Genomic DNA, 22,589 nt, shown 5'->3' with positions numbered 1-22,589 from the left:
TTTACTTAGTCATAAATTTTATTCCTCTATTTGCCGGGCAGCCCGATTGATGAGGGCTGATTAATAATGTAATTCCTAATATAGTTAATCGGCGTTGATTTACTTCTTCACGTAAAATGGATTGAAATGAAATTCCTATTACTTGGACAAGTGTTGCTAAAAGTGTGGCAATTGGAGGAATAAAACTTTATGTTCCTTTGTTTTGGGCCAACTTAAGAAACTTTTGTAAAATGATAGGATTACAAAAATGTAATGTGGGTGTAAGGAAACTGGATTGTACCATCTGTATGGTTAAAGCATACTTAAGGTAAGGAAGATTTATATTTTAACGGGTATAAATCTTACAAGTAGAATAGAAAGGTTAGGTATTACCATATGAAATGGATCATGAGAATTTTTGTGTTATTAGCTATAGTAGGAGGTGCTTTCTACTATATGAAGTCAGGGAATGGATACTATTTGACTAAACAATATTATGTAAAAGTAACGACTGATTCTAAAGTAGAAAACGAAAAATTGAGTAATGGAGAAGTTCTTACGTATCATGTTTACGATGAGAAGGTGTACGATAAAAAAGGGGAAGAAAGAGAACTGAAAATTTCCTTGCAAAATGAATTGGAAAAAAATCAATATTATTTGATTGATTGGGAAGATCGCCGTGGGATTGTTTCTAAAATAGCTAAAGTGAATCAAGCAAAAATAGATAAAGGTATTTTAGATAAGTTGAACGCAAATTCATAATATTTCAGGATAAGTTAATCAAAAGCTGTGTTAGCGTAAGATTTATAAGAAAAAGGTATTGTAGCAAAAATAAAAGAGATTATTATAAAACAAAAAAGACCGAACCGTCTGGTTCTGTCTTTTTTTAGGAATGAAGAATGAATTTTACAAATGATGTGGCACAAAGCTGGATTGCTACAATTGGGATGACATGTATGAATAGTGGACTGTAACACTTATGTAGATGGTTTGCAGAGATACAAAATCAATATAGAAGAGGAGTATTATTCTAGATGACTTATGTAACTACAATTTTATCAATAGCGGGTATCGTTATCATGTCTTTAGCGAGGATTAATTTTAAAATAAGGGCGTTTGCTAATAAACCAGCTTGGGGTGGCTTCACTCTTCCCTTAATTCTAATTGGATTTATTTTATTTTGTATCGGTATGTTTTTAGGTTTTGTAAATCATCGACTATAAGGTGGGAATATTGTGAAGACGAAAAGCTACATGTTTTTCGTCTTTTCGTTCTCTTGCTTAATAAGAAAGATCCTGCAACTCAGTACAGGATCTTTAATCAAACGTATTTAAAAACTAAATTGTGGTTTCATATCACCTTTATAAGGTTCATGTTCAACGAATATAGTTATATCCTTACCAGCTTGGTCTTTACCAGTTCTTTTATACGTAAATTTATTCTTATTTAGTTCAGTAAGTTCAAGAGCAGCACCGTATTTGTTATTTCCAATTGAAACATGGGCTCTTATTTTATTTTCGTGTACAACATCGAAGTAGCCATAATCACCGCGGCTTTGACCTGTTTCGCTATTGAAAAACTCATATTTATTAGACTTGTCATCAAATTTTGCTAAACTTATAAAATTCGAATTAAACTGTGTTACATCGTTACCAGCTTCATCTAATACCTTTGTTCCATGCCAAAGGGTACTGCCTAAAATTTTATCTCCATCAACGTTTTTAACAATATCTCCTGTAGTCGTGTTCAGCTGCTTGTCCGGATCAGTGAAAGAAAGTTCTTTTTCTTTATATGGGACATGTTCAACGAAAACTTCTACATCTTTACCGTTAGCGTCTTTACCCATTCGTTTATAAGTAAATACATTTTTATTTAGTTTTGTCATGTCAACGACAGCTTGATACTTCATTGATTCTGAAATTAATATTCTCTTCTTCCCATCATTTGTGACAAAGAAAGTGCCTTTATCGCCACGACTTGCACCTGTTTTAGCATCAAAAAATTCATATCTGCCTGACTTCGCATCATATTTTGCAAGACCAATGAAGTTTGCATTCTCTTTTGTTAAGTCATTCTTATCTTTGTCATACACTCGTGTACCTTGCCAATTTGTCTCGCTAAGAATATTAGCCATTTTTTGCCCTTTAGTTAATTTATTTTCCTTTTTTGTTTCTTTAGCAACTTGTTCTTGTTTTTGTTTCCCATGATTTTCTTCAGCTTTAGTACCAGCACACCCTGTTAATGCTAATGTGAATCCGAGCAGTACGGATGATAGTGCTTTTGCTTTTTTGTTCATGTTTTATCGTCTCCTTATTTTATGATTTCAAGTAGTACGGTTAGCGATTATAGTAGCAGTGCGTCATATATGAACTTAGTTGCTACGTTTCTTATGTTAATACCCGACTATAAACTGCCTCTAAATAAAACATTAAAAAAAGATAAACTAATTCCTAAAAAATGTTCATATTTATAAAAAATCGCTAGCTTGCTGTAGTGCCTACGAGTAATCCAAAAAATACACTGTAAAGAAGAAGGAAAGCCGCTAATAATAATGTAATTGCTAATATAGCTAATCGATTGTAGTGCAAAACTTTTGAGAAAAACTGTAGGAGTGGTGTTTTTGTAAGACTCTTTCGTTAGCAATCGGTTGTACATCATCATGAATTTGAACACCTAATGTATCAGGTAAGAAGAAAGTAGCCCCTTCATTGTTCGCAATATGTTGTACATAAATAACTGTTTTATGTTTTTCACGAAATGCTTTCAAAACTTCTTTCGCTTTTTGTGCGGCTTTTTCAGGTTGATGTAATTCCATATTGCCACCTTCAAAGTAATCATTTTGTATGTCTACTAATAGCAACGCTTCGTTCATCGTTATGCCCCCATACTTAGTGATTCAGCACGTTATTTGTACTGTACCGTTATTATATAAATTGTAGCTATGCGGAAGTAATAACGTTGTGAAACGATTTTGGGGTATATAGTTTCAGTGTGAAAAAAGTGAAAGTTGCTATAAGTACAAATGGATTTTGTGGACTTCACGGTAAAGTTATAGATAGAGTGGCATTGCAGGGTTAAAAACCATAACTTTGCTGGAGGAGCGGGTTATTTTTTTTTTTTATGAGGAAATACGATTTTAAGTTTTTGCTGAAGGTGTTTTTCTAGGATATGCTGTGAGTGATTGGAGTGAGGTAGTGTCAGATATTGTCGACCAATCGATATATTGGAAAAATCGTTGATATATTTGTAAAGGGGAGCAAGCAATTGATTATCCACTTAGTTTTATTTCTGAGAAAGAGTATAGTGTTTTACATGATGTTCGCTTATCTAATCATGATCAATACTTTCAAATTGATACTATTATCATTTCCACAAAGTTTCTTCTTTTTCTTGAGATAAAAAATATAGCAGGTACATTAATGTTTGATGCAAAGTTTAATCAACTTATCCGAATAACAGAAGGAAATTCAGAGGGATTTCCAGATCCGGTTTTACAAATAAAAAGGCAAGAAATACAATTAAAGAAATGGTTAAGCTTACATGGATTTTCCTCTAGTCTTCCAATCGAGTCCCTCGTTGTTATTAGCTCGCCTCGTACCATTATAAAATCTTCAGATGACAATCTTCTTCATACAATTATTCATAGTGCAAATTTACCTCATAAAATAAAGTGGTTTGAAAGTAAATATAAGAGAAAAGTTATAGATAATGTAGATAGGCTCATTCATCAAATAATAACGGAGCATTCTCCACTTCAACAAAATATACTTGAGCAATATAAAATAGAAAAAGAGGAGTTGTTAAATGGAGTACAATGTGAGAAATGCTTAGTTATTCCAATGGTTAAAGTGAAGAAGGGCTGGCGTTGTACAAGTTGTAAAGATTTTTCAAAAGTGGCACATGAGGATGCTATACGAGATTATGCATTGCTCATTAGTACGACATGTACGAACGGTAATTTGAAAGAGTTTCTCCATGTTTCGTCGGGTATGGTTGTAAACAGAATTCTCCACACACTAAATCTCCCCTACACTGGCAACAACAAAGGACGAATATATGATTTACCTTCTTTCCAATCGTAATTTTGCTATAATAAATAAGTACTTATACGAAGGGGAGTCTAAAGAGAAAATGAAGTCATTTAATATCGATCATGTTATAGCTAGTGTTTTGCAATGGATATTAAATATAGCTTTAATTATATTATCCATTGTGTTATCGATTTTCTTAGTGAATGAGACAATTACGTTTGTGCAGTATATTTTTTCGGCAAAAGAGTATACGTCTTATAAATTGGTTGAAAGTATCATCGTCTATTTCTTATACTTCGAGTTCATTGCATTAATTATTAAGTATTTTAAATCGAACTATCATTTCCCGTTACGTTATTTTATTTATATCGGAATTACGGCCTTAATTCGATTGATTATTGTGTCTCATGAGGAACCGATGGAGACGTTATTATACGCAGGAGCAATTCTTGTTTTAGTTATTGCTTTATACATATCGAATATGAGAGATTTGAGAAAAGAGTAGTAGTGCAGACATAAGTTTGCACTACTTTTTTACATCTTGACCTTCAAGTTGCTTGAAAGTTTACAATGAAATTAGGGCGTTTGAAATCGAAAAAAATTGAGAAATTAAGTGAAGAGGTTTCTTTTACTTGGAGGTTATAGAAATGAATCAGGAATTGAAGTTACGTCCATTAGAACGAGAAGATTTAAAGTTTGTACACGAACTGAATAATAATGCGCATATTATGTCGTATTGGTTTGAAGAGCCGTATGAGGCATTTGTGGAGCTGCAAGACTTATATGATAAACATATACATGATCAAAGCGAACGCCGATTTATCGTTGAGAAAGACAATGAAATGGTTGGATTAGTTGAGTTAGTAGAAATCGATTATATTCACCGTAGAACAGAATTCCAAATCATTATTGATCCGAATTATCAAGGATATGGTTATGCAGTGGATGCGACGCGTTTAGCGATGGATTACGCTTTTTCCGTACTAAATATGCATAAGATTTATTTAGTTGTGGATAAGGAAAATGAAAAGGCAGTACATGTTTATAAAAAAGTTGGGTTTATGGTAGAAGGTGAGCTTATCGATGAGTTTTTCGTTGATGGTAACTATCATAATGCGATAAGAATGTGTATGTTTCAGAAGCAATATTTTGAAAACAAGTAGTTGAAAGATTCGGAAGTAATGTTGACGCTTCGTAAAACCGTATGCTAAAATCCTTTTTAAGTATTAAGGAAGGTGCATAATATGCTTTATATAAAATTTGTAAAACTCATTAGAAAACTTTGCTCCGCACAAATGTATACGGTGAAGCGTTGTACGGAGCTTAATCAAGGGGCATAAATCCCCTATATTCATCGGCTGAATAACTTTTCTAAAAAAGTATAGTTTATCTATGCTTATTTCGTTATGGTTTTTCAGCTGGTGTATAAAATAGATTAAGGGGCCATAGACAATGCTTTGTCTATGGCCCTTTGTGTATATTATTCCGATGAGTCTTTACTATAAATTGGAGTAGTATAGGAAAAACCACGAAGCAGAGGGCTAGTGTCGAATGACGCTATCTCTCTGCTTTTTTTAATTTCAGGAAAAGAGGAATAAAAATGAGTTTACTTAAAGTGGAAAGTTTATCACATAGTTTTATAGATAAAGTATTATACGAAAATGCTTCTTTTGATTTGCATAAAGGGGAGCATATGGGAATTATTGGACAGAATGGTGCAGGAAAAAGCACATTAATGAAAATATTGGTGGGGGAAATTATTCCTGATAAGGGAGACATAAAGTGGCAACCTAATATTCAAATTGGACATCTTGATCAATACGCAGAAATTGATGAGGGTTACACCATTTCACAATATTTAAAGAGAGCCTTTTATGATTTGTATGAAATGGAAAAGAGAATGAACAAGTTATATGAAGAAAGTGCGATGACCGGAGATGAAAATCAACTATTGAAAGCGGCAGAAATTCAAGGACTGCTCGAGGCTCATGATTTTTATTCAGTAGATAGTATTACGAATAAGGTGGCATCCGGCTTAGGTATTGATGTGATTGGGATGGATCGTGTTATTGGTGAATTAAGCGGAGGGCAGCGTGCAAAGGTAATTTTAGCGAAGCTCTTATTAGAAGAGCCTAATATTTTATTACTAGATGAACCGACGAATTTTCTTGATAAGGAGCATGTGGAGTGGCTTGCTAATTATTTAATGAATTTTGAAGGAGCGTTTATTGTCATATCACATGATTTTGATTTTCTGGAAAAGGTAACTTCTTGCATATGTGATGTAGAGTTCGGGACAGTTAAGAAGTATTACGGCAAATACTCAGATTTTGTAAGACAGAAGGAGCATTTGCGAAAAGATTATATTCGCCAATATTATGCACAGCAAAAGAAAATTGAAAAAACGGAAGAGTATATTCGTAGAAATATTGCTGGGGTGAATTCAAAAATAGCGCAAGGTCGTAGAAAACAATTACAGCGTATGGAAAGAATTGCGCCACCAAGTTTTACTCATAAACCGTCTATTCATTTTCAGGAACTTCCCATTTCAGTTCAGACAGTTCTTGAAGTAAATAACCTTGAAGTTGGTTACGACTTCGCTCTCTTACCAAAGTTGAATTTTTCAGTAATGGGTAGGCAAAAACTTGTTATTACAGGTTTCAATGGAGTAGGAAAATCTACTTTATTAAAAACAATCGTTGGAAATATTGATAGTATTTCTGGAGAGTTTCACTTTTCAGAGCAAATAAAGATTGGATATTATGAGCAAGATTTAAATTGGAGCAATGATTCTTTAACGCCGCTTCAAATTATTTCAGAACAGTTTCCTAAACTGAATATGAAGGAAATACGCCATCATTTAGCTGCGTGTGGAGTGAAGGATACGCACGTTTCGCAAGAAATTCGTACGTTAAGTGGTGGTGAACAATCGAAGGTGAAACTGTGCGGATTATTATTATCACCTTGTAACTTATTAATTTTAGATGAGCCGACAAATCATTTAGATGCAGAAGCGAAGGAAGCTTTGCAAAAGGCGCTAATTAAGTTTAAGGGCAGCATTATACTCGTATCTCACGAAGCGAGTTTTTATCTTGATTGGGCAGATAGCATCTTTCATATAGAGACAGGAATAGTTAAGGGGGTGTGAAACATATGAGTGAAAACAATTGGAAAACGAAAATTATATTATTTTTGACCGCTCAAACTATTTCGTTGTTCGGTTCCTCTCTCGTACAATACGCGATTATATGGTATATCACCCTTACAACATCATCAGGAGTGATGTTGACTATTTCAACTGTTTGCGGTTTTCTACCACAAATTGCGATATCTTTGTTTGCAGGTGTTTGGATTGATCGTTATGACCGTAAAAAGATGATTATGTTATCGGATGGAATTATAGCGATTGCGACGTTAGTTTTAGCAATTTTATTTTTAACAGGATATAAAAGTATTTGGTTACTTTTTATTGTGTTACTCATTCGTTCAGCTGGAACAGGAGTACAAACGCCAGCTGTGAATGCATTAATTCCGCAAATCGTTCCGAAAGAGTATCTTATGAAAGTAAATGGAATAAATAGCAGTATTACATCTTTAATTATGTTTCTTTCTCCAGCAGCAAGTGCGGCGATTCTTTCTATTGCCAGCATTGAAACAACATTTTTTATTGATGTTATTACGGCTATGATTGGAATTAGTATTATGCTTATCATTCAAGTAGAGGGACATGTGAATGCAGAGAATAAGCAAAAATCTAATCTACAAGGAATTAAAGAAGGATTCTCTTATTTAAAAGAAAATGTATTTATTAAAAGGCTAATCGTTTTATTGATTATCATCATGATTTTAATAAGTCCAGCTGCTTTTTTAACACCTTTAATGGTAACTCGTTCTTTCGGGGCCGAAATGTGGAGACTTACTGCTAGTGAGATGACCTTTAGTGCTGGTGCGGCAGCTGGTGGCGTATTGATTGCCGCGTGGGGTGGTTTTCGTAATCGTATGCATACAACAGCGCTAGCTTGTGCATTATATGGACTGCTTATGATTGGACTCGGAATAGCACCGATATTTATTATGTATTTAGTATTTAATTTTTTAATTGGTATAACGATGCCGTGCTTCAATACACCAGTTACTGTGTTATTGCAGGAAAAAGTAGAACCATCAATGCACGGACGGATGTTCAGTCTTGTACAAATTGCGAATTCATGCGCGCTTCCTCTAGGAATGATAATATTTGGGCCATTGTCGGATATGTTTAGTGTAGAGATTTTGTTAATTTATGCTGGGATATTCGTGCTATTTTGCGCAATGTATATTGTATTAAGCAAGAGGTTTGAAGTGTAAATATTTATAATACAGAGGGTTTGCGAAGTGATTTAATATGCTTCGTAAACCTTTTTGTTATTATTCTAGTCAATAATTATTTATTGTTAAACGATAAATAATTATTGACTGTTAATGGTTTTTTGGATAATATGATGTTAAGAATCTAAGGAGAATTACATGAGTAGAGGAGAATGTGAAATGAAAAATAAATACGTAGTAGCTATTTCTTTCATGATTTTAGCGATTATTTCTTTAACTATACATGCTTCAAACAGTAAAGTAGGAGCGGATGGATTCCTTGAAGAACCTTTCTTTTTCCTAGTACCGATAAGTTATGTATTGTTCCTTAGTGGTATTGGCGTATTATTATTTGGATTTATTACTTCAAAGCTGAAAAAGGGCAATAAATAGGGGTTACCAATAGGGACAAAATACTCACTATGAAATAGAAACATACCATATGGAAGAAAAAGAATAAGTGAGATGAATCATGATGAACCATCATTTTTATAATGGAAGACAAGTAGGAGCAGCTATTACGCTGGCTGGGGCACAGGGAACAATTCATGCTATGAATCAAGCTATTCAAATGCAACAACAAGCATATTTTGCACAAATGATGCAAAGTCAGTATATGCCGTATTCACAGCTTCCGATGCAAATTGTACATTACGATGTACATCCAGCTGGTTTATTTTCTATTCCATATGGCGGGACATATTTCTTATGAAAGAAAGCGACTCAATAGAGTCGCTTTTTTTCATATTCCGCCTAGCTTCATTCCAAGGAATGCGAAGAGGATACCAATTATGTACGTAGCGCTTAAGTATAAAAGGAAAGTGCTAATATTTTTTCGATTGAGAAGTTGAACGGCTTCTAGTTTAAACGTAGAAAATGTAGTGAATGCACCCATAAATCCAGTACCTAATAATAGTTGCCAGCCTGTAGTAACTCCGTTGCCGATTATATATCCAAGTAAAAACGCCCCTGTTATATTAATAAGGAATGTAGCAAGTGGAAATTGTGTTTTATTTCTTTTCTTAAACCAATTGCTAATTGCAAATCGTGTAATCGCACCGAAAAATCCTCCTGTTGCGACTAATAAGGCTTCTATCATGAGTAATCACCTTCCGTAAGAGATTTCTTAATTAAGAAATCTCCAAGTGTATAGCCAAGGCCAGACATAATGAGGCCACCAAGTATGCTACATGATACATATAAGAAGGCTATGCTCCACTCAGAATGATTGATCAATTGCACAGTTTCTACACTAAATGTTGAAAAAGTCGTAAAGGAACCGATGAATCCAGTTCCGATGCCTGTGATGACCTCTGAAGGTAAGATGTTTAGCCGGGCGATATAAGTAGTTAGCCACGCTAAGAAGAAGCAACCGATTAAGTTAATGAGTAATGTTGCTAATGGAAATGAATGATGCCAAAATGTGGTGATATTAAGACCTAAATAATAACGAGAAAGAGCTCCTAATATACCGGCAATGCCGACGATAATATAAATCAATTTTCTCACCTCTTTAAATAGATTGCTCAAAAAAATAGACTCCTACCAGTATGTATACTGGTAGGAGTCATTAGCTAAGCAGCGTTTATGGCGAACTCCATCGCCTAGGATTATTACATATAGTGTACTAAATATACCGTTTAAATTCCAGTGAGGAGGTGGGTGTAACGTTTCTTTTTTTGATGTCTGAAGGTTTTTCAAGTAATTAAAATGGGATCGATTACTTATCAACTAAATATAGTGATATACGGTTTTAATTATGATAAAATGTTTCTTATGTGTGTCGTTTTGTTTTATTTGACTGAAAATAAAGAAAAATAAATTCGCGTGAAAAGGAGTCATTTATTTGAAGAAATTTTTAAAAATCGTATTTACATGTGTTTTAGTAGTAGCGGGCATTGTAGGAGGATTTCTAGCGTATATGACACTTACTAAAGAACAGCCTGCTGATGTTATAAGCTTGAAGGTGGAGAATAATAAGGAGCGCGTATTAGCGACTGGAAATGAGTTTAAAGTTACAACATTTAATATTGGATATGCTGGGTTAGATAAGGATCAAGATTTCTTTATGGATGGTGGAAAGGGATCTGGTTCAAGTAGTAAAGAGCAAACGGAAACTAATTTAAAGAATATGCTTTCGTTTTTACAAAATGAGAATAGTGATTTTGCACTATTACAAGAAGTTGATATAAAGTCACTTCGTTCATTTGATGTAAATGAACATGAATTTTTGAAAAAAGGATTACCTGATTATGTTTCGTCATTTGGCAAGAACTACGATACGAAATGGGTTCCAGTGCCAATAATAAATCCAATGGGATATGCGGAGGCTGGATTAAGTACGTTTTCTAAATACACTGTTCAAGAAGCGAAGAGGTTCCAGCTTCCTGGAATGGAGCCTTGGCCAAAGCGTTTGTTTGATTTAGATCGAGCAATTGTGGAATATAAAATTCCTGTTAATAATGGGAAACATGTTAGACTCGTAAATTTACATTTGTCTGCTTATGATGAAGGCGGGAAAATTAGAAAACAGCAAGTAGAGTACTTAAAAGAATATATGAACAAGCATTATGAAAATGGTGATTACGTAATAATGGGCGGAGATTGGAATCAATTAGTTTCAAACGCTCAATTAAGTGATCCGAAGTTCGTGAAAGAGCGCCCTGAGTGGTTAGTAGAGTTACCGAAGGACTTTACAGACGGTGGCTTTAAGTGGGCTGTAGATCCGTCTGTTATGACTGTGAGAGATGATGTAAAGAAATATGTAGAAGGTGAAAATTTCGTCACTATTATTGATGGCTTTATCGTTTCACCGAATGTAGAGATTGTAAATGTACAAGGGAAAGATTTAAAGTTTGAAAATAGCGATCATAACCCAGTAAGTGCGGTATTTAAACTGAAGTAATTGATATGTATAAGTAGAAGGTGGGGCTTCATATGGAGTGGTTAAAGAGGACTTGTTTTTCTAACCTTGAGAAAGAATCACAGAAAAATCATTTATTACTGTTTATAACGATTTGTAGTTTCTTTCTTGGGATAATCGCAATTGGGTATTATGGATATATTTTTACAGAGAGAGCAATAGCGTTTTGGATTTGTGGTATTTCTGTCGTTGCATTTGGAACGCTTTTTACTTTTATAAAAAGTATGGAATCAGCGTATAAATATATCATGACATTTATGTTGCTTACAATGTCTTACATTATGGTACAAGCCTTTAATGAAAGTCCGGCTGTATTTCAAATGGTCTATTTTACATTAGCTGTTTCACTTATTTACTTAAGTGAGCGCCTCATTTTAATTCTTGGCGGGGTAGCTGTTGTAATCACATTTATCCTTTGTAGCTATTGGCCGGAGCAATTTTTTGCTTATACAGCCTCGTCTGAAGCTGCTAATTTCGCAAGTTTGTTAGCGATTGTAACAATCGCTATGTGGGGCGTCACGAAAATCGGTTCTAATCTGCTCCTTCGTTTAAGTGATGAGAAGCAAGAAGTAATGAGAAAAGCTCAGGAGTTAGAAGAGACGCAAAGACTTATTGAAGAAACAGTTGTGAAACTAGATAGTAATTTCAATCATTTAAGACAAAATATGAACACGTCGATGGAATCGATGAGTGAAATTAATTTTGCCTTTGAAGAGGTGGCAGTTGGTACGCAATCACAATCAGAGATGATGTATCGTTCGGTAGAAGTATTGAATGATATGGAGGGAAATATTGAACAAATCATCTCTCAAGTAAGAACTGCATCGGCTCGTGTGGATGAAAGCTTAGAAATTTCAAAAGGTAGTGTACATACTCTAAGAAATTTTGAAATTAACATGAGAAGTTTAAATGATGTTGTTTCACAGTCTGGAATTATATTTAGAGATTTAATGATGCAATCGAAACAAATTAATGAAATTGTAGATGTAATAACGAATATTTCAAGTCAGACGAGTTTGCTAGCTTTAAATGCAAATATTGAAGCTGCGAGGGCAGGCGAGCATGGAAAAGGTTTTGCTATTGTAGCGAGTGAAGTGTTAAAGCTTGCTGAAGAATCAAATCGTTCTGCGGGAAGAATTCAAGGGATTTTGAAGGAGTTTAGTAATCAAGCAAGTAAGGTAGAAGTGCAAGTAGAAAAGTCAGAAAGAGTACAAGAAGAATGTAACGAGATGTTAGCAAGCGTTTTAACAAATGTAACTGATTTAGGGAAGTTTATTGATGCGATTAATGAAGTAATGCGAGAGGTTGTTGTTCATCAAGAAAGTTTCCAAGTTAAAACGACGAATATCGTAAAGGATGTTACGCATGCTTCTAACGTAATTCAGCAAACTTCTACAGCTACAGAAGAAGTGCTAGCGAGTGTGGAAGAAGAAAAACATCGAAATGATACGTCAGTGAAGACGTTACAAACTGTTAGCGAGCAAGTGAAGTTGTTAGAAGATATTTTAGAAAAGTAATATTGCTTGGAAAGAGCACGAATGATGTGCTCTTTTTTCATTGAAACGAATACTTGATAGGAATTTAATTGCTTTTCTGCGCGTTTTCTGCCAAGCTTAAGGAGATAAAATTCAGCTAATAGCGGAATTAAAATACTTCAAAGAAAGAATTAAATAGGTGACGCATATGATCGAAGTTAAGACTTCTGAACTTAGTGATGGAGAATTTAATAGAGGTGTATTTGCAACTCGTGATATTAAAAAAGGTGAGTTGATACACGCAGCACCAGTTATCTCTTATCCGAATGAACAGCATGAACATATTGAGAAAACATTACTTGCTGACTACGCATTTGAGTATGGAATCAATCATACGGCAATCCTTTTAGGATACGGTATGTTATTTAATCATTCATATACACCGAATGCAACGTATGATATTGTCTTCGAGAACCATACGTTTAACTTCTATGCTTATAAGGATATAAAAGCAGGAGAAGAAATTTTAATCAATTATAATGGTGAAGTTGATAACGATGAGCTGTTATGGTTTGATAAAGAAAAAGAAGAGAACGAAAAGTAATATAAAGAGTATAGAAAGAGCACATTCTGTCGGATGTGCTCTTTTTTTATTGATGTAAATAAAGTAAAAAGTACAAAAAAATACCACTTTCTTTTTGTGTGGTATAGTAAGATACTGAGGGATAGTGTTTTGAAAAAGTCACATATTTTACAAATTGTTGTCTTTCTGATGACATGTCAAGTTTAGTAGTCCATTTGGGTTGCTTTATTATGCAATATATATTTTAATATGAGTGGCACCTCTTATAAATTAAGAGGTTTATAGGTGTCTCGAATTGATTTTGGGTACACTGTATCCACCACTTTAGGTTCTTTCATGTACGTGGGGATATTATGGGCCCGTATAACGGGATAAAATGAATATAGAAATAGAGGAATCGTAAAATGAATATGCAAGAGGTTTATAAATATTTAAGTACGGTATTGCCTGAAGGACATGTTAAACAAGATGAAATGTTAAAGAATCATACGCATATTAAAGTTGGCGGAAAAGCAGATGTTTTTGTTGCGCCTACAAATTATGATGAAATTCAAGAAGTTATTAAATATGCGAACGAATATAATATTCCAGTTACGTTTTTAGGAAATGGATCGAATGTCATTATTAAAGATGGTGGAATTCGCGGGATTACAGTAAGTTTAATTCATATTACAGGTGTTACTGTAACAGGAACGACGATTGTAGCACAGTGTGGTGCAGCAATTATTGACGTATCACGTATTGCCTTAGACCATAACTTAACGGGTCTTGAGTTTGCTTGTGGTATTCCAGGTTCAGTTGGCGGAGCATTATATATGAATGCTGGTGCATACGGCGGTGAAATTTCGTTTGTATTAACAGAAGCTGTCGTAATGACAGGTGATGGAGAGCTACGTACTTTGACGAAAGAAGCATTTGAATTTGGATATCGTAAGAGTGTATTTGCAAACAACCATTACATTATTCTTGAAGCGAGATTTGAACTTGAAGAAGGTGTACATGAAGAAATTAAAGCAAAAATGGATGATTTAACGTTTAAACGTGAGTCAAAACAGCCTCTAGAATATCCTTCATGTGGTAGCGTATTTAAGCGCCCACCAAATAACTTTGCTGGTAAGTTAATTCAAGACTCAGGACTACAAGGTAAGCGAATTGGTGGAGTAGAAGTTTCTTTAAAACACGCTGGGTTTATGGTGAATGTTGATAACGGAACAGCACAAGATTACATCGATTTAATTCACTTCGTACAAAAGACAGTTGAAGAGAAATTTGGCGTGAAGTTGGAGCGAGAAGTAAGGATTATTGGAGAAGATAAGGAATAAAGAAATACGTATGAAGATATGAATTATTTTAAAATAATATTTGGGTATTGTTGACAATTTGTTTTCAATTCAATATAATGGCTAATAATTTAACAAATAACATACGTTGAAAGAGCCCAGTAGCAGTTTGTCACTGTTAACGAGAGAGCTAGGGGTTGCTGGAACCTAGCACAAACAAACTTGTGAATTACACTCTGGAGTATCTTAGGTAATGCTAAGCGGACTGGCAATCGATATTATTGCTAAGAGTGGTATGAGTAGCTATGCTATTTATACAAACTGGGTGGTAACACGGTGAATAATCGTCCCTATGTCTATCGTAGACATAGGGGCTTTTTTGTTTTTAAAAAATAAAGGGGATGACAAAAGATGAATATTATTGATGAATTAGAATGGCGCGGCGCCGTTAATCAACAGACTGACGAAGAAGGCTTACGTAAGCTAGTAGAAGAGAAAAAGATTTCACTATACTGCGGAGTTGATCCGACTGGTGATAGTATGCATATCGGACATTTGATTCCGTTTATGATGATGAAGAGATTCCAATTAGCTGGTCATCATCCTGTTATTTTAATTGGCGGGGCAACAGGAACAATTGGTGATCCGAGTGGACGACAATCAGAGCGTCAACTTCAAACGTTAGAAGTGGTTCAGCATAATGTAGATGCGTTAACAGCACAAATGAAAAAGCTATTTGATTTTGGTGGAAATAGCGAAGTGAAGATGGTAAATAACTATGATTGGACACATGAAATAAATATTATTGAGTTTTTACGTGATTACGGGAAAAACTTTAGCATCAATAGCATGTTAGCGAAGGATATTGTAGCAAGCCGTTTGGATACAGGTATTTCTTTCACGGAATTCACGTACCAAATTTTGCAAGCGATGGACTTCCATCATTTATACACGAAAGAGGATGTTCAACTGCAAATTGGTGGTAGTGACCAATGGGGAAATATTACGAGTGGTTTAGATTTAATTCGTAAGTTAGAAGGTCATGAGGCGAAAGTATTCGGATTAACGATTCCGTTATTATTAAAATCGGACGGTACGAAGTTTGGTAAATCAGCGGGTGGTGCGGTTTGGCTTGATCCTGAAAAAACGACACCGTTTGAATTTTACCAGTTCTGGGTAAATACAGATGACCGTGACGCAATTAAATACTTGAAATACTTTACGTTCTTAACGAAAGAGCGTATTGATGAATTAGCAACGAAGGTAGAAGCGGAACCTCATAAACGTGAAGCGCAAAAAGTATTAGCGGAAGAAATGACGAAATTTGTTCATGGAGAAGAGGCGTTCCTGCAAGCTGAGAAAATTACAGCAGCGTTATTTAGCGGAGATATTAAATCGTTAACAGCTGATGAAATTGAACAAGGCTTTAAAGAAATGCCAACATTTCAGTCTTCAAAAGAGACGAAAAACATCGTAGAATGGCTAGTTGATTTAGGAATTGAACCATCTAGACGACAAGCGCGTGAAGATATTAATAACGGAGCGATTTCTATGAATGGTGAGAAAGTAACAGATGTGGGTACAGATGTTACTGTAGAAAATTCATTTGATGGACGATTTATTATTATCCGTAAAGGGAAGAAGAATTACAGTCTTGTGAAGTTAGGCGAATAGTTTGTGTGAAAGGATGGGAGTAGGAAGAATACTTCCATCTTTTCGTATACACAATTTGGACATAAAATAATCAGTAAATTTAGATAATTAAAAGGGTTATACGATTCTTCTGCCGAATAAATAAGTTAGAGAAAATTACGGATAAAAATAGCCCGAACCATGCAGGGCATGATTCGGGCTTATATTCAGATTAGTAAGCTAAGCTGAATAGACCTTTAATGTGTGATAAGTAACGAACGTTACTTGCTTCTTTCATTAATGATGCTGGTAAGCCTTTAAGTGGAGTATTGCTTGCTCCAATTGTAGCAACCGCATCTTTACGTCCTAGACTAGCAAGTGTTCCAGAGTTTACAGGTGCGAACTCTTCGAATGCTTTGCCTTCTAGTGCTGCGTATAAGTTGTATCCAATTAACTCACCCATTTGCCAAGCGATTTGTGCAGTTGGTGGGTATGGACGTCCGTCTGGAGCGAAGACAACAGCGCTGTCTCCAGCAACGAATACGTCTTTGTGAGAAGTAGATTGTAGGTATGCATCAACTGTTGCACGTCCACGGTTAACTTCAAGACCTGATTCACCGATTAATGGGTTACCTTGTACGCCGCCCGTCCAAACGAATGTGTTAGCAACAAGTTTTTGACCGTCTTTTAAGTCGATTTCGTTGCCAGCAACGTTTGTTACAGGAAGACCAGTTAAGAATGTAACGCCGCGCGCTTCTAGGCTAGTAGTTGCACGTTCGATTAAGTGGTCTGGTAATACTGGAAGGATTTTTGGACCTGCTTCAACAAGAAGAAGTTTCACTTCTTTTGGATTTACGCCGTGGCTTTTTGCAAGTTTAGGCATAATGTCAGCAAGCTCACCAACTAGCTCAACGCCAGTTAATCCGCCACCACCGATTACGATTGTAGCATCAGCTTCGTTTTTCGTTTTCGCGTATTCACGAATACGGTCTTCAACGTGTTTGTAGATTTTATTTGCATCAGCAGCAGATTTTAATACCATGCTGTTTTCTTCTAGTCCTGGAATACCGAAGTAAGCAGTTTTACTTCCTAAAGCAACTACAAGTGCATCGTAAGATAAAGTAGTGCCGCCAGCTAGTTTGATTTCTTTGCTATCAACTGAGAATGACTCAACTGTTGCGATTTTAAGATCGATATCTTTACCTTTGAAAAGCTTTGTAAGTGGCATTGCAACTGCTTGCTCAGACACGTTACCAGCTGCAAGGCGGTGTAGTTCAGTGATGATTTGGTGCGTTGGGTATTGGTTAATCACTGTAACTTGTGCTTCTGATTTACTGTAATATTTACGTACGTTTAAAGCGGCAAGAAGACCGCCATAACCAGCGCCTAAGATGACAATTTGTTTTGACATAGTATGATATCCCCCGTCTTTACTAATTGTTGTTATAAGTTAACTTATTTATTGTTACGTTCTGCACTAATTTGAAGATATGCGTTCACAAAGCGGAACATTTTTTGTGCTTGTGGATCTTTTAATAATTTTAATAGACCGAACAGGCCGATAACTTCGTTGCTTTCGTCAGCACGATCTTTCGCTTCGATTGCAGTAGCAGCCATGCTTTTCACTGTATCTTTTACAGGTTCTACAAGCTCTGTGATTGCACCAACAGTGTCGCTTTTTAATACTTCATCAGTAGCAACAGTTTGAGCGAAGTCATAAGACTTAGTTAAAATGTTAACAAGCTCAGTTAATTTTGGAAGCTGTTCTACTAGTGTTGTTAATGATTCTTGTACCTCAGGTTTTAACAACTGATCAAGTACATCAAGTTGTCCTTGGCTAGCAGAAATTTGTACAGTTTCTTGTTCTGGCTTTGTTTGAGTCATAGTTTCTGGCATCTCCAATTCTCCTTTACGATAGCAATACTCTTATTTTTTATAAGTAAGATAGTAAACGGTTACGAAACTTTATACAAAGTTTCACAAAACACAATAAAATGCCTTTAAATTTATGACAGCAAGTAAGCTGCAAACATAAATCTAAAACCATAACGTCTTACTTATTATTTATGAACTGTCCGATACATGGCTTGTCCGCATAATGGAAAAGCTCCGTTACCGGAAAGTGTATATAATATATATCCTATATTATATACTATATACACCTATGTTAACATAAAAATGATTCCTAATTATTTGATATTGAGTGTATAACGTAGTGCTGACAAGGTATGAAAGCGTATAAAATATTTTGTTCCAGTTAGAAATGTACATATATATAAAGAAAAAAAGGAAGAAACGAACAAATTCATGTTCGTTTTTCCTTTTTCCTATTATTCACCTTCCGCAATTAGCGTCGATGTGTTACCTTCTTTTTCAAGATGGCATTCGCCCCAAGAACAAAGAGAATCAAGAATGGATTCTAAAGACCAACCGTAATCGGTAAGAGAATATTCTACTTTTGGCGGGACTTGATTGTATACTTTTCTTTGAATAACGCCGTCGTCTTCTAATTCACGTAATTGCTGCGTTAACATTTTTTGTGTAATACCAGGCATTGAGCGTTTTAATTCACTCGTTCTCTTTGTACCTTTCGTTAAGTGACAAAGAATAACAACTTTCCATTTGCCGCCGATAACTTCTAAAGTCGCCTCTACAGGAATATTGTATTTCTTCATATGAAATCCTCCCTTTGTGAGTAAAATAAGTTAAATCATACAAATGTTACTTTTTAGTACCTATAGCACTTTAAAGTACGTACTTTTTATCATGTTAAATATGTTTCATAATAGCACATGTAAGAGGCAAATGAGTAGTACGGTACCAAAAAGTGACTATGTTACTTTTTAGTGCCTATCGTACTTTAAAGTGCGTTCTTCAAAAAAGGAATGAAACCATTCATAATAGCATTTGTAAGTATGAAATATATTTTTTAGAAGATAAAAGGGCCTTTTTATCATACTATTATGATTGGATTTCTTGTAATAAGGAGGAATTCAATTGAGTTCATATACAGTACCATCTTCGGAAGCTCAGACGAGCCGAAGAAGTATGTTTGCTTTATTAGCGCTAGCAATTAGTGCGTTTGGGATTGGTACGACCGAGTTTATTAGTGTCGGTTTACTACCATCTATTTCAAAAGATTTAAATGTTTCGGTTACAACAGCCGGTTTAACGGTTTCCTTATATGCGTTAGGAGCAGCGGTAGGAGCTCCTGTTTTAACGGCGTTAACGGCTAGTATGTCGCGAAAGACATTATTAATGTGGATTATGGTTATTTTCATTATTGGTAATGGCATTGCGGCGGTAGCAACAAGCTTCACTGTATTAATTATTGCAAGAATTGTATCTGCGTTTGCACATGGTGTGTTTATGTCAATTGGATCTACAATTGCAGCTGCAATCGTACCAGAGAATAAACGTGCTAGCGCAATTGCGATTATGTTTACTGGATTAACAGTTGCGACTATTACTGGTGTGCCAATTGGAACATTTATCGGTCAACAATTTGGCTGGAGAGCGTCATTTATGGCGATTGTTGTAATTGGAATTATTGCTTTCATCGCAAACAGTATACTCGTCCCATCTAATTTAAAAAATGGTGTACCTGTATCGTTTCGTGATCAATTTAAATTAATTAAAAATGGAAGACTATTACTTGTTTTCATTATTACTGCACTTGGATACGGCGGTACATTCGTAACATTTACGTATTTATCTCCGTTATTACAAGAAGTAACAGGATTTGAAGCAAGTACTGTTACTATCATTTTATTAGTGTATGGAATCGCAATTGCGATAGGGAATATGGTCGGCGGAAAATTATCGAATCATAATCCGATTCGAGCGCTATTTTACATGTTCTTGATTCAAGCGATTATATTATTTGTTTTAACATTTACAGCGCCATTTAAAGTAGCTGGATTAATCACAATTATTTTCATGGGACTATTCGCATTTATGAATGTTCCGGGGCTACAAGTATATGTAGTTATATTGGCAGAGCGCTTTGTTCCGAGTGCGGTTGATGTTGCTTCAGCAATTAATATTGCCGCATTTAACGGAGGGATCGCTTTAGGTTCTTATATAGGTGGCCTTGTAACGAATTCATTAGGATTAATCCATACTGCTTGGGTAGGTGGCCTTATGGTAGTAGCCGCTGTTATTTTAACAGCGTGGAGCATGACATTAGAAAAAAGAGATCAAGTAAAATAAAAGGAGAGAAAATAAAATGAAAAACTTACAAAGTAAAGCAGTATTAAATAACGGTGTAGAAATGCCTTGGTTCGGTTTAGGTGTATTTAAAGTAGAAGAAGGACCAGAACTTGTAGAAGCTGTAAAATCAGCAATTAAAGCAGGATACCGCAGCATCGATACAGCTGCAATTTACGGAAATGAAAAAGCTGTAGGTGAAGGAATTCGTGCAGGTATTGAAGCGACTGGTATTGCAAGAGAAGAATTATTTATTACTTCAAAAGTATGGAACGCAGATCAAGGGTATGAAACAACAATCGCTGCATACGAAGAGAGTCTAAAAAAATTAGGACTAGATTATTTAGATTTATATCTTGTTCACTGGCCTTCAGAAGGAAAATATAAAGATACATGGAGAGCGCTAGAAACACTTTATAAAGAAAAGCGCGTACGTGCAATTGGTGTAAGTAACTTCCAAATCCATCACTTACAAGATGTAATGAAAGATGCAGAAATTAAACCAATGATTAACCAAGTAGAATACCACCCTCGTTTAACACAAAAAGAACTACAAGCTTTCTGTAAAGAACAAGGTATTCAAATGGAAGCATGGTCACCACTAATGCAAGGTCAATTATTAGATAACGAAACATTACAAGAGATTGCTGAGAAACACGGTAAAACAACAGCTCAAGTTATTTTACGTTGGGATCTTCAAAATGGAGTAATCACAATTCCAAAATCAACGAAAGAACACCGTATTATTGCAAACGCTGATGTATTTAACTTTGAATTAACGAAAGAAGATATGGAAAAAATCGATGCGTTAAATCAAAATCATCGCGTTGGTCCAGATCCTGATAACTTCGATTTCTAAGATTAAGGTAAGAAAAAAGAGTGCTTAAAAGCACTCTTTTTTTGTGCATAAAAATAGTTTCTAAATAAATACTACTTAGTATTAAGTTTGTTATTAAGGGGCTGTAAACATGAATATAAAGCAATCGTTCAAACTTTTAGCTATGTTTTTAAGTGTTTTATTTGTGTTATTCCCACTTCAAAAAGCATTCGCAGAAGTGATGGACCATACAAAGTATGAAATGAATTGGAGTTATAGTAAGTCCAAGAAGAAGCCAATTCGAACAGAGCTTATTAAAACGGCAGATGGCAAAATTGCTTTTTGCTTAAATGTAGATTTGAAATCTCCAAGCGGTCAAGATTTACCGGAAATGGGGAAAGTGGATATTAATGTGTACCGTGTACTATTGAATGGATATCCACAAAAGAGTCCACAAGAATTAGGGGTATCTGATTGGAGAGAGGCGCATTACGCAACGCAGCTTGCAGTATGGAATGCGTTAAAACAAATTGATGTTAATGATTTAGATTTCCGAAATAAAAATGTAGAGAAAGTAACAAAAGATATCGTTGCAAAAGCAAACGCTAGCGAAGAGCTACAAGAAATTACGATGAGTGTAACTCCTACAGAAGAACAAGAAGCAGTCTTAAAAAATGATTTCTTTGAAACAGGCTTATATACAGTAGAAACAAATGCAAAAAGCGGAACGTATAAAGTGCAAGCAACAGGTGCACCAGCGGGCGTGAAATTTGCAAATGAAAAAGGCGAAACAAAAACAGAATTTAATGTAGGAGAAAAGTTCCGCATTTTAATTCCGAAACAAACACCAGCTGGTGGATTTAGCTTTAAAGTATCAGGAAATTTAACGAAATTACAAGGGATTGCGCATAAAGGTACACCGACTATTCAAAATGCAGTAGTATTACTTGAGCGTAGTGAAGAAAAAACAAGTCCAGAGTTAGCGGTAAGTTGGAAAAAGGCTGAGGCTCCAAATAAACCAAATAAGCCATATACTCCAAATGAACCGCATAAACCGAATCAAAAGAGATAATGAAAAAGCATTGGTATATGCCAATGCTTTTTCATATGAATTCTTTAAAGATATATCAAGATAATAATTAATCGAGTGAAACACTATTTTAACGTTTGAAGAAGTATTTAAAAATAATAAAATATGGAGAAATCTAAACGTTACAATAAATGGATTTTATTCACGAAATTGTAACATTATTCTAATTAGAGAGGCTATCAAACAAAGTGTAAAGCGTGTACAATTCAGTTGGAAAAACTAC

At 35.1% G+C, this 22,589-nt stretch carries 22 protein-coding genes, 2 pseudogenes, 1 riboswitch and 1 other annotated feature; of the genes and pseudogenes, 17 read left to right on the top strand and 7 right to left on the bottom strand.

The window, feature by feature from the left end; translation table 11 throughout:
* Positions 1-375 precede the first annotated feature (375 nt).
* Both C3Y97_RS25770 and C3Y97_RS25765 read left to right on the top strand, forming a co-directional pair.
* Complete coding sequence (locus C3Y97_RS25770) at positions 376-741, top strand: YxeA family protein (protein WP_002164645.1); 366 nt, start codon at positions 376-378, stop codon at positions 739-741.
* A gap of 272 nt (positions 742-1,013) precedes the next feature.
* Positions 1,014-1,202: a hypothetical protein gene (locus C3Y97_RS25765; protein WP_000222859.1), complete on the top strand. Its 189-nt coding sequence runs from the start codon at positions 1,014-1,016 to the stop codon at positions 1,200-1,202.
* Between the two features lie 107 nt (positions 1,203-1,309).
* On the opposite strand, the gene C3Y97_RS25760 is transcribed toward C3Y97_RS25765, so the two are convergent.
* Entirely contained in the window at positions 1,310-2,275 is a 966-nt protein-coding gene (locus tag C3Y97_RS25760; protein WP_001034145.1) for a DUF4822 domain-containing protein, read from the bottom strand.
* 303 nt (positions 2,276-2,578) lie between these two features.
* A pseudogene (locus tag C3Y97_RS25755) lies at positions 2,579-2,851 on the bottom strand (isochorismatase family protein); the annotation flags it as partial.
* A 376-nt stretch (positions 2,852-3,227) separates the two neighbouring features.
* Here C3Y97_RS25755 and C3Y97_RS25750 point away from each other — a divergent pair.
* The 7 genes and pseudogenes from C3Y97_RS25750 to C3Y97_RS25720 all read left to right on the top strand — a co-directional run.
* Positions 3,228-4,061: pseudogene (locus tag C3Y97_RS25750) on the top strand (nuclease-related domain-containing protein); the annotation flags it as partial.
* A 49-nt stretch (positions 4,062-4,110) separates the two neighbouring features.
* Positions 4,111-4,515 carry a phosphate-starvation-inducible protein PsiE gene (psiE, locus tag C3Y97_RS25745; protein ID WP_000834708.1) on the top strand — a complete coding sequence of 135 codons (405 nt, stop codon included), beginning with the start codon at positions 4,111-4,113 and terminating at the stop codon, positions 4,513-4,515.
* Positions 4,516-4,657: 142 nt separating this feature from the next.
* A complete protein-coding gene (speG, locus tag C3Y97_RS25740; protein ID WP_001071092.1) occupies positions 4,658-5,173 on the top strand; it encodes a spermidine N1-acetyltransferase in 516 nt (171 codons plus the stop codon).
* A 437-nt stretch (positions 5,174-5,610) separates the two neighbouring features.
* Positions 5,611-7,158 (top strand): ABC-F family ATP-binding cassette domain-containing protein, encoded by a 1,548-nt coding sequence (locus tag C3Y97_RS25735; RefSeq protein ID WP_000054849.1) that lies wholly within the window; start codon positions 5,611-5,613, stop codon positions 7,156-7,158.
* A 5-nt stretch (positions 7,159-7,163) separates the two neighbouring features.
* Complete coding sequence (locus tag C3Y97_RS25730) at positions 7,164-8,357, top strand: MFS transporter (protein ID WP_001293752.1); 1,194 nt, start codon at positions 7,164-7,166, stop codon at positions 8,355-8,357.
* Between the two features lie 180 nt (positions 8,358-8,537).
* Positions 8,538-8,750 (top strand): DUF3955 domain-containing protein, encoded by a 213-nt coding sequence (locus tag C3Y97_RS25725; protein WP_025118109.1) that lies wholly within the window; start codon positions 8,538-8,540, stop codon positions 8,748-8,750.
* Positions 8,751-8,829: 79 nt separating this feature from the next.
* On the top strand, positions 8,830-9,069 hold the full coding sequence (locus C3Y97_RS25720; RefSeq protein ID WP_000980930.1) for a DUF3947 family protein: 240 nt from the start codon (positions 8,830-8,832) through the stop codon (positions 9,067-9,069).
* 30 nt (positions 9,070-9,099) lie between these two features.
* On the opposite strand, the gene crcB (C3Y97_RS25715) is transcribed toward C3Y97_RS25720, so the two are convergent.
* Positions 9,100-9,456, bottom strand: a complete 357-nt coding sequence (gene crcB / locus C3Y97_RS25715) for a fluoride efflux transporter CrcB (RefSeq protein WP_000568587.1) — start codon at positions 9,454-9,456, stop codon at positions 9,100-9,102.
* Complete coding sequence (gene crcB, locus C3Y97_RS25710; RefSeq protein ID WP_000639315.1) at positions 9,453-9,857, bottom strand: fluoride efflux transporter CrcB; 405 nt, start codon at positions 9,855-9,857, stop codon at positions 9,453-9,455. Before crcB (C3Y97_RS25710) ends, crcB (C3Y97_RS25715) begins: the two co-directional genes overlap by 4 nt.
* A 54-nt stretch (positions 9,858-9,911) precedes the next feature.
* Positions 9,912-9,971: riboswitch (Fluoride riboswitch) on the bottom strand.
* A 232-nt stretch (positions 9,972-10,203) separates the two neighbouring features.
* On the opposite strand from crcB (C3Y97_RS25710), the gene C3Y97_RS25705 reads away from it, so the two are divergent.
* From C3Y97_RS25705 to tyrS, 5 genes are all read left to right on the top strand, one after another.
* The gene (locus C3Y97_RS25705; RefSeq protein WP_000714050.1) at positions 10,204-11,262 is read left to right on the top strand and encodes an endonuclease/exonuclease/phosphatase family protein; all 1,059 of its coding nucleotides are present in this window, start codon (positions 10,204-10,206) and stop codon (positions 11,260-11,262) included.
* Positions 11,263-11,294: 32 nt separating this feature from the next.
* Complete coding sequence (locus tag C3Y97_RS25700; RefSeq protein ID WP_000455082.1) at positions 11,295-12,797, top strand: DUF4077 domain-containing protein; 1,503 nt, start codon at positions 11,295-11,297, stop codon at positions 12,795-12,797.
* A gap of 166 nt (positions 12,798-12,963) precedes the next feature.
* The gene (locus C3Y97_RS25695; protein WP_000573649.1) at positions 12,964-13,359 is read left to right on the top strand and encodes an SET domain-containing protein; all 396 of its coding nucleotides are present in this window, start codon (positions 12,964-12,966) and stop codon (positions 13,357-13,359) included.
* A 383-nt stretch (positions 13,360-13,742) separates the two neighbouring features.
* Entirely contained in the window at positions 13,743-14,660 is a 918-nt protein-coding gene (murB, locus tag C3Y97_RS25690; protein WP_001057102.1) for a UDP-N-acetylmuramate dehydrogenase, read from the top strand.
* A 97-nt stretch (positions 14,661-14,757) separates the two neighbouring features.
* Positions 14,758-14,973, top strand: a binding site (T-box leader).
* Between the two features lie 56 nt (positions 14,974-15,029).
* Positions 15,030-16,292: a tyrosine--tRNA ligase gene (gene tyrS / locus C3Y97_RS25685; protein WP_001021088.1), complete on the top strand. Its 1,263-nt coding sequence runs from the start codon at positions 15,030-15,032 to the stop codon at positions 16,290-16,292.
* Between the two features lie 190 nt (positions 16,293-16,482).
* Here the strand turns inward: tyrS and C3Y97_RS25680 are convergent, their stop codons facing one another.
* From C3Y97_RS25680 to C3Y97_RS25670, 3 genes are all read right to left on the bottom strand, one after another.
* A complete protein-coding gene (locus tag C3Y97_RS25680) occupies positions 16,483-17,661 on the bottom strand; it encodes an NAD(P)/FAD-dependent oxidoreductase (RefSeq protein ID WP_000043202.1) in 1,179 nt (392 codons plus the stop codon).
* A 44-nt stretch (positions 17,662-17,705) separates the two neighbouring features.
* Positions 17,706-18,146 carry a DUF1641 domain-containing protein gene (locus tag C3Y97_RS25675; protein WP_001115309.1) on the bottom strand — a complete coding sequence of 147 codons (441 nt, stop codon included), beginning with the start codon at positions 18,144-18,146 and terminating at the stop codon, positions 17,706-17,708.
* Positions 18,147-18,580: 434 nt separating this feature from the next.
* Positions 18,581-18,925 (bottom strand): winged helix-turn-helix transcriptional regulator, encoded by a 345-nt coding sequence (locus tag C3Y97_RS25670; RefSeq protein WP_136363695.1) that lies wholly within the window; start codon positions 18,923-18,925, stop codon positions 18,581-18,583.
* Positions 18,926-19,298: 373 nt separating this feature from the next.
* Here C3Y97_RS25670 and C3Y97_RS25665 point away from each other — a divergent pair, with 373 nt between their 5' ends.
* The 3 genes from C3Y97_RS25665 to C3Y97_RS25655 all read left to right on the top strand — a co-directional run bounded on the left by C3Y97_RS25665 (position 19,299) and on the right by C3Y97_RS25655 (position 22,348).
* Positions 19,299-20,462: an MFS transporter gene (locus C3Y97_RS25665; protein WP_002026553.1), complete on the top strand. Its 1,164-nt coding sequence runs from the start codon at positions 19,299-19,301 to the stop codon at positions 20,460-20,462.
* Positions 20,463-20,478: 16 nt separating this feature from the next.
* Positions 20,479-21,318, top strand: coding sequence for an aldo/keto reductase (locus tag C3Y97_RS25660; RefSeq protein ID WP_000793532.1), 840 nt, complete (start codon positions 20,479-20,481; stop codon positions 21,316-21,318).
* 109 nt (positions 21,319-21,427) lie between these two features.
* Positions 21,428-22,348, top strand: a complete 921-nt coding sequence (locus C3Y97_RS25655; RefSeq protein WP_001022532.1) for a thioester domain-containing protein — start codon at positions 21,428-21,430, stop codon at positions 22,346-22,348.
* Positions 22,349-22,589 lie beyond the last annotated feature (241 nt).

Source organism: Bacillus sp. DU-106, from assembly GCF_004799705.1.
Taxonomy (GTDB): Bacteria; Bacillota; Bacilli; order Bacillales; family Bacillaceae_G; genus Bacillus_A; species Bacillus_A cereus.
Note: the sequence above shows the minus strand (reverse complement) of the source record. Positions and strands in the feature narration are given on the sequence as shown.

Coding starts and splice junctions, on each gene's coding strand:
- C3Y97_RS25770 (WP_002164645.1), top strand. CDS start 376: ATGAAATGGATCATGAGAATTTTTGTGTTATTAGCTATAGTAGGAGGT.
- C3Y97_RS25765 (WP_000222859.1), top strand. CDS start 1,014: ATGACTTATGTAACTACAATTTTATCAATAGCGGGTATCGTTATCATG.
- C3Y97_RS25760 (WP_001034145.1), bottom strand. CDS start 2,275: ATGAACAAAAAAGCAAAAGCACTATCATCCGTACTGCTCGGATTCACA.
- psiE (WP_000834708.1), top strand. CDS start 4,111: ATGAAGTCATTTAATATCGATCATGTTATAGCTAGTGTTTTGCAATGG.
- speG (WP_001071092.1), top strand. CDS start 4,658: ATGAATCAGGAATTGAAGTTACGTCCATTAGAACGAGAAGATTTAAAG.
- C3Y97_RS25735 (WP_000054849.1), top strand. CDS start 5,611: ATGAGTTTACTTAAAGTGGAAAGTTTATCACATAGTTTTATAGATAAA.
- C3Y97_RS25730 (WP_001293752.1), top strand. CDS start 7,164: ATGAGTGAAAACAATTGGAAAACGAAAATTATATTATTTTTGACCGCT.
- C3Y97_RS25725 (WP_025118109.1), top strand. CDS start 8,538: ATGAAAAATAAATACGTAGTAGCTATTTCTTTCATGATTTTAGCGATT.
- C3Y97_RS25720 (WP_000980930.1), top strand. CDS start 8,830: ATGATGAACCATCATTTTTATAATGGAAGACAAGTAGGAGCAGCTATT.
- crcB (WP_000568587.1), bottom strand. CDS start 9,456: ATGATAGAAGCCTTATTAGTCGCAACAGGAGGATTTTTCGGTGCGATT.
- C3Y97_RS25700 (WP_000455082.1), top strand. CDS start 11,295: ATGGAGTGGTTAAAGAGGACTTGTTTTTCTAACCTTGAGAAAGAATCA.
- C3Y97_RS25695 (WP_000573649.1), top strand. CDS start 12,964: ATGATCGAAGTTAAGACTTCTGAACTTAGTGATGGAGAATTTAATAGA.
- murB (WP_001057102.1), top strand. CDS start 13,743: ATGAATATGCAAGAGGTTTATAAATATTTAAGTACGGTATTGCCTGAA.
- tyrS (WP_001021088.1), top strand. CDS start 15,030: ATGAATATTATTGATGAATTAGAATGGCGCGGCGCCGTTAATCAACAG.
- C3Y97_RS25680 (WP_000043202.1), bottom strand. CDS start 17,661: ATGTCAAAACAAATTGTCATCTTAGGCGCTGGTTATGGCGGTCTTCTT.
- C3Y97_RS25675 (WP_001115309.1), bottom strand. CDS start 18,146: ATGCCAGAAACTATGACTCAAACAAAGCCAGAACAAGAAACTGTACAA.
- C3Y97_RS25670 (WP_136363695.1), bottom strand. CDS start 18,925: ATGAAGAAATACAATATTCCTGTAGAGGCGACTTTAGAAGTTATCGGC.
- C3Y97_RS25665 (WP_002026553.1), top strand. CDS start 19,299: ATGTTTGCTTTATTAGCGCTAGCAATTAGTGCGTTTGGGATTGGTACG.
- C3Y97_RS25660 (WP_000793532.1), top strand. CDS start 20,479: ATGAAAAACTTACAAAGTAAAGCAGTATTAAATAACGGTGTAGAAATG.
- C3Y97_RS25655 (WP_001022532.1), top strand. CDS start 21,428: ATGAATATAAAGCAATCGTTCAAACTTTTAGCTATGTTTTTAAGTGTT.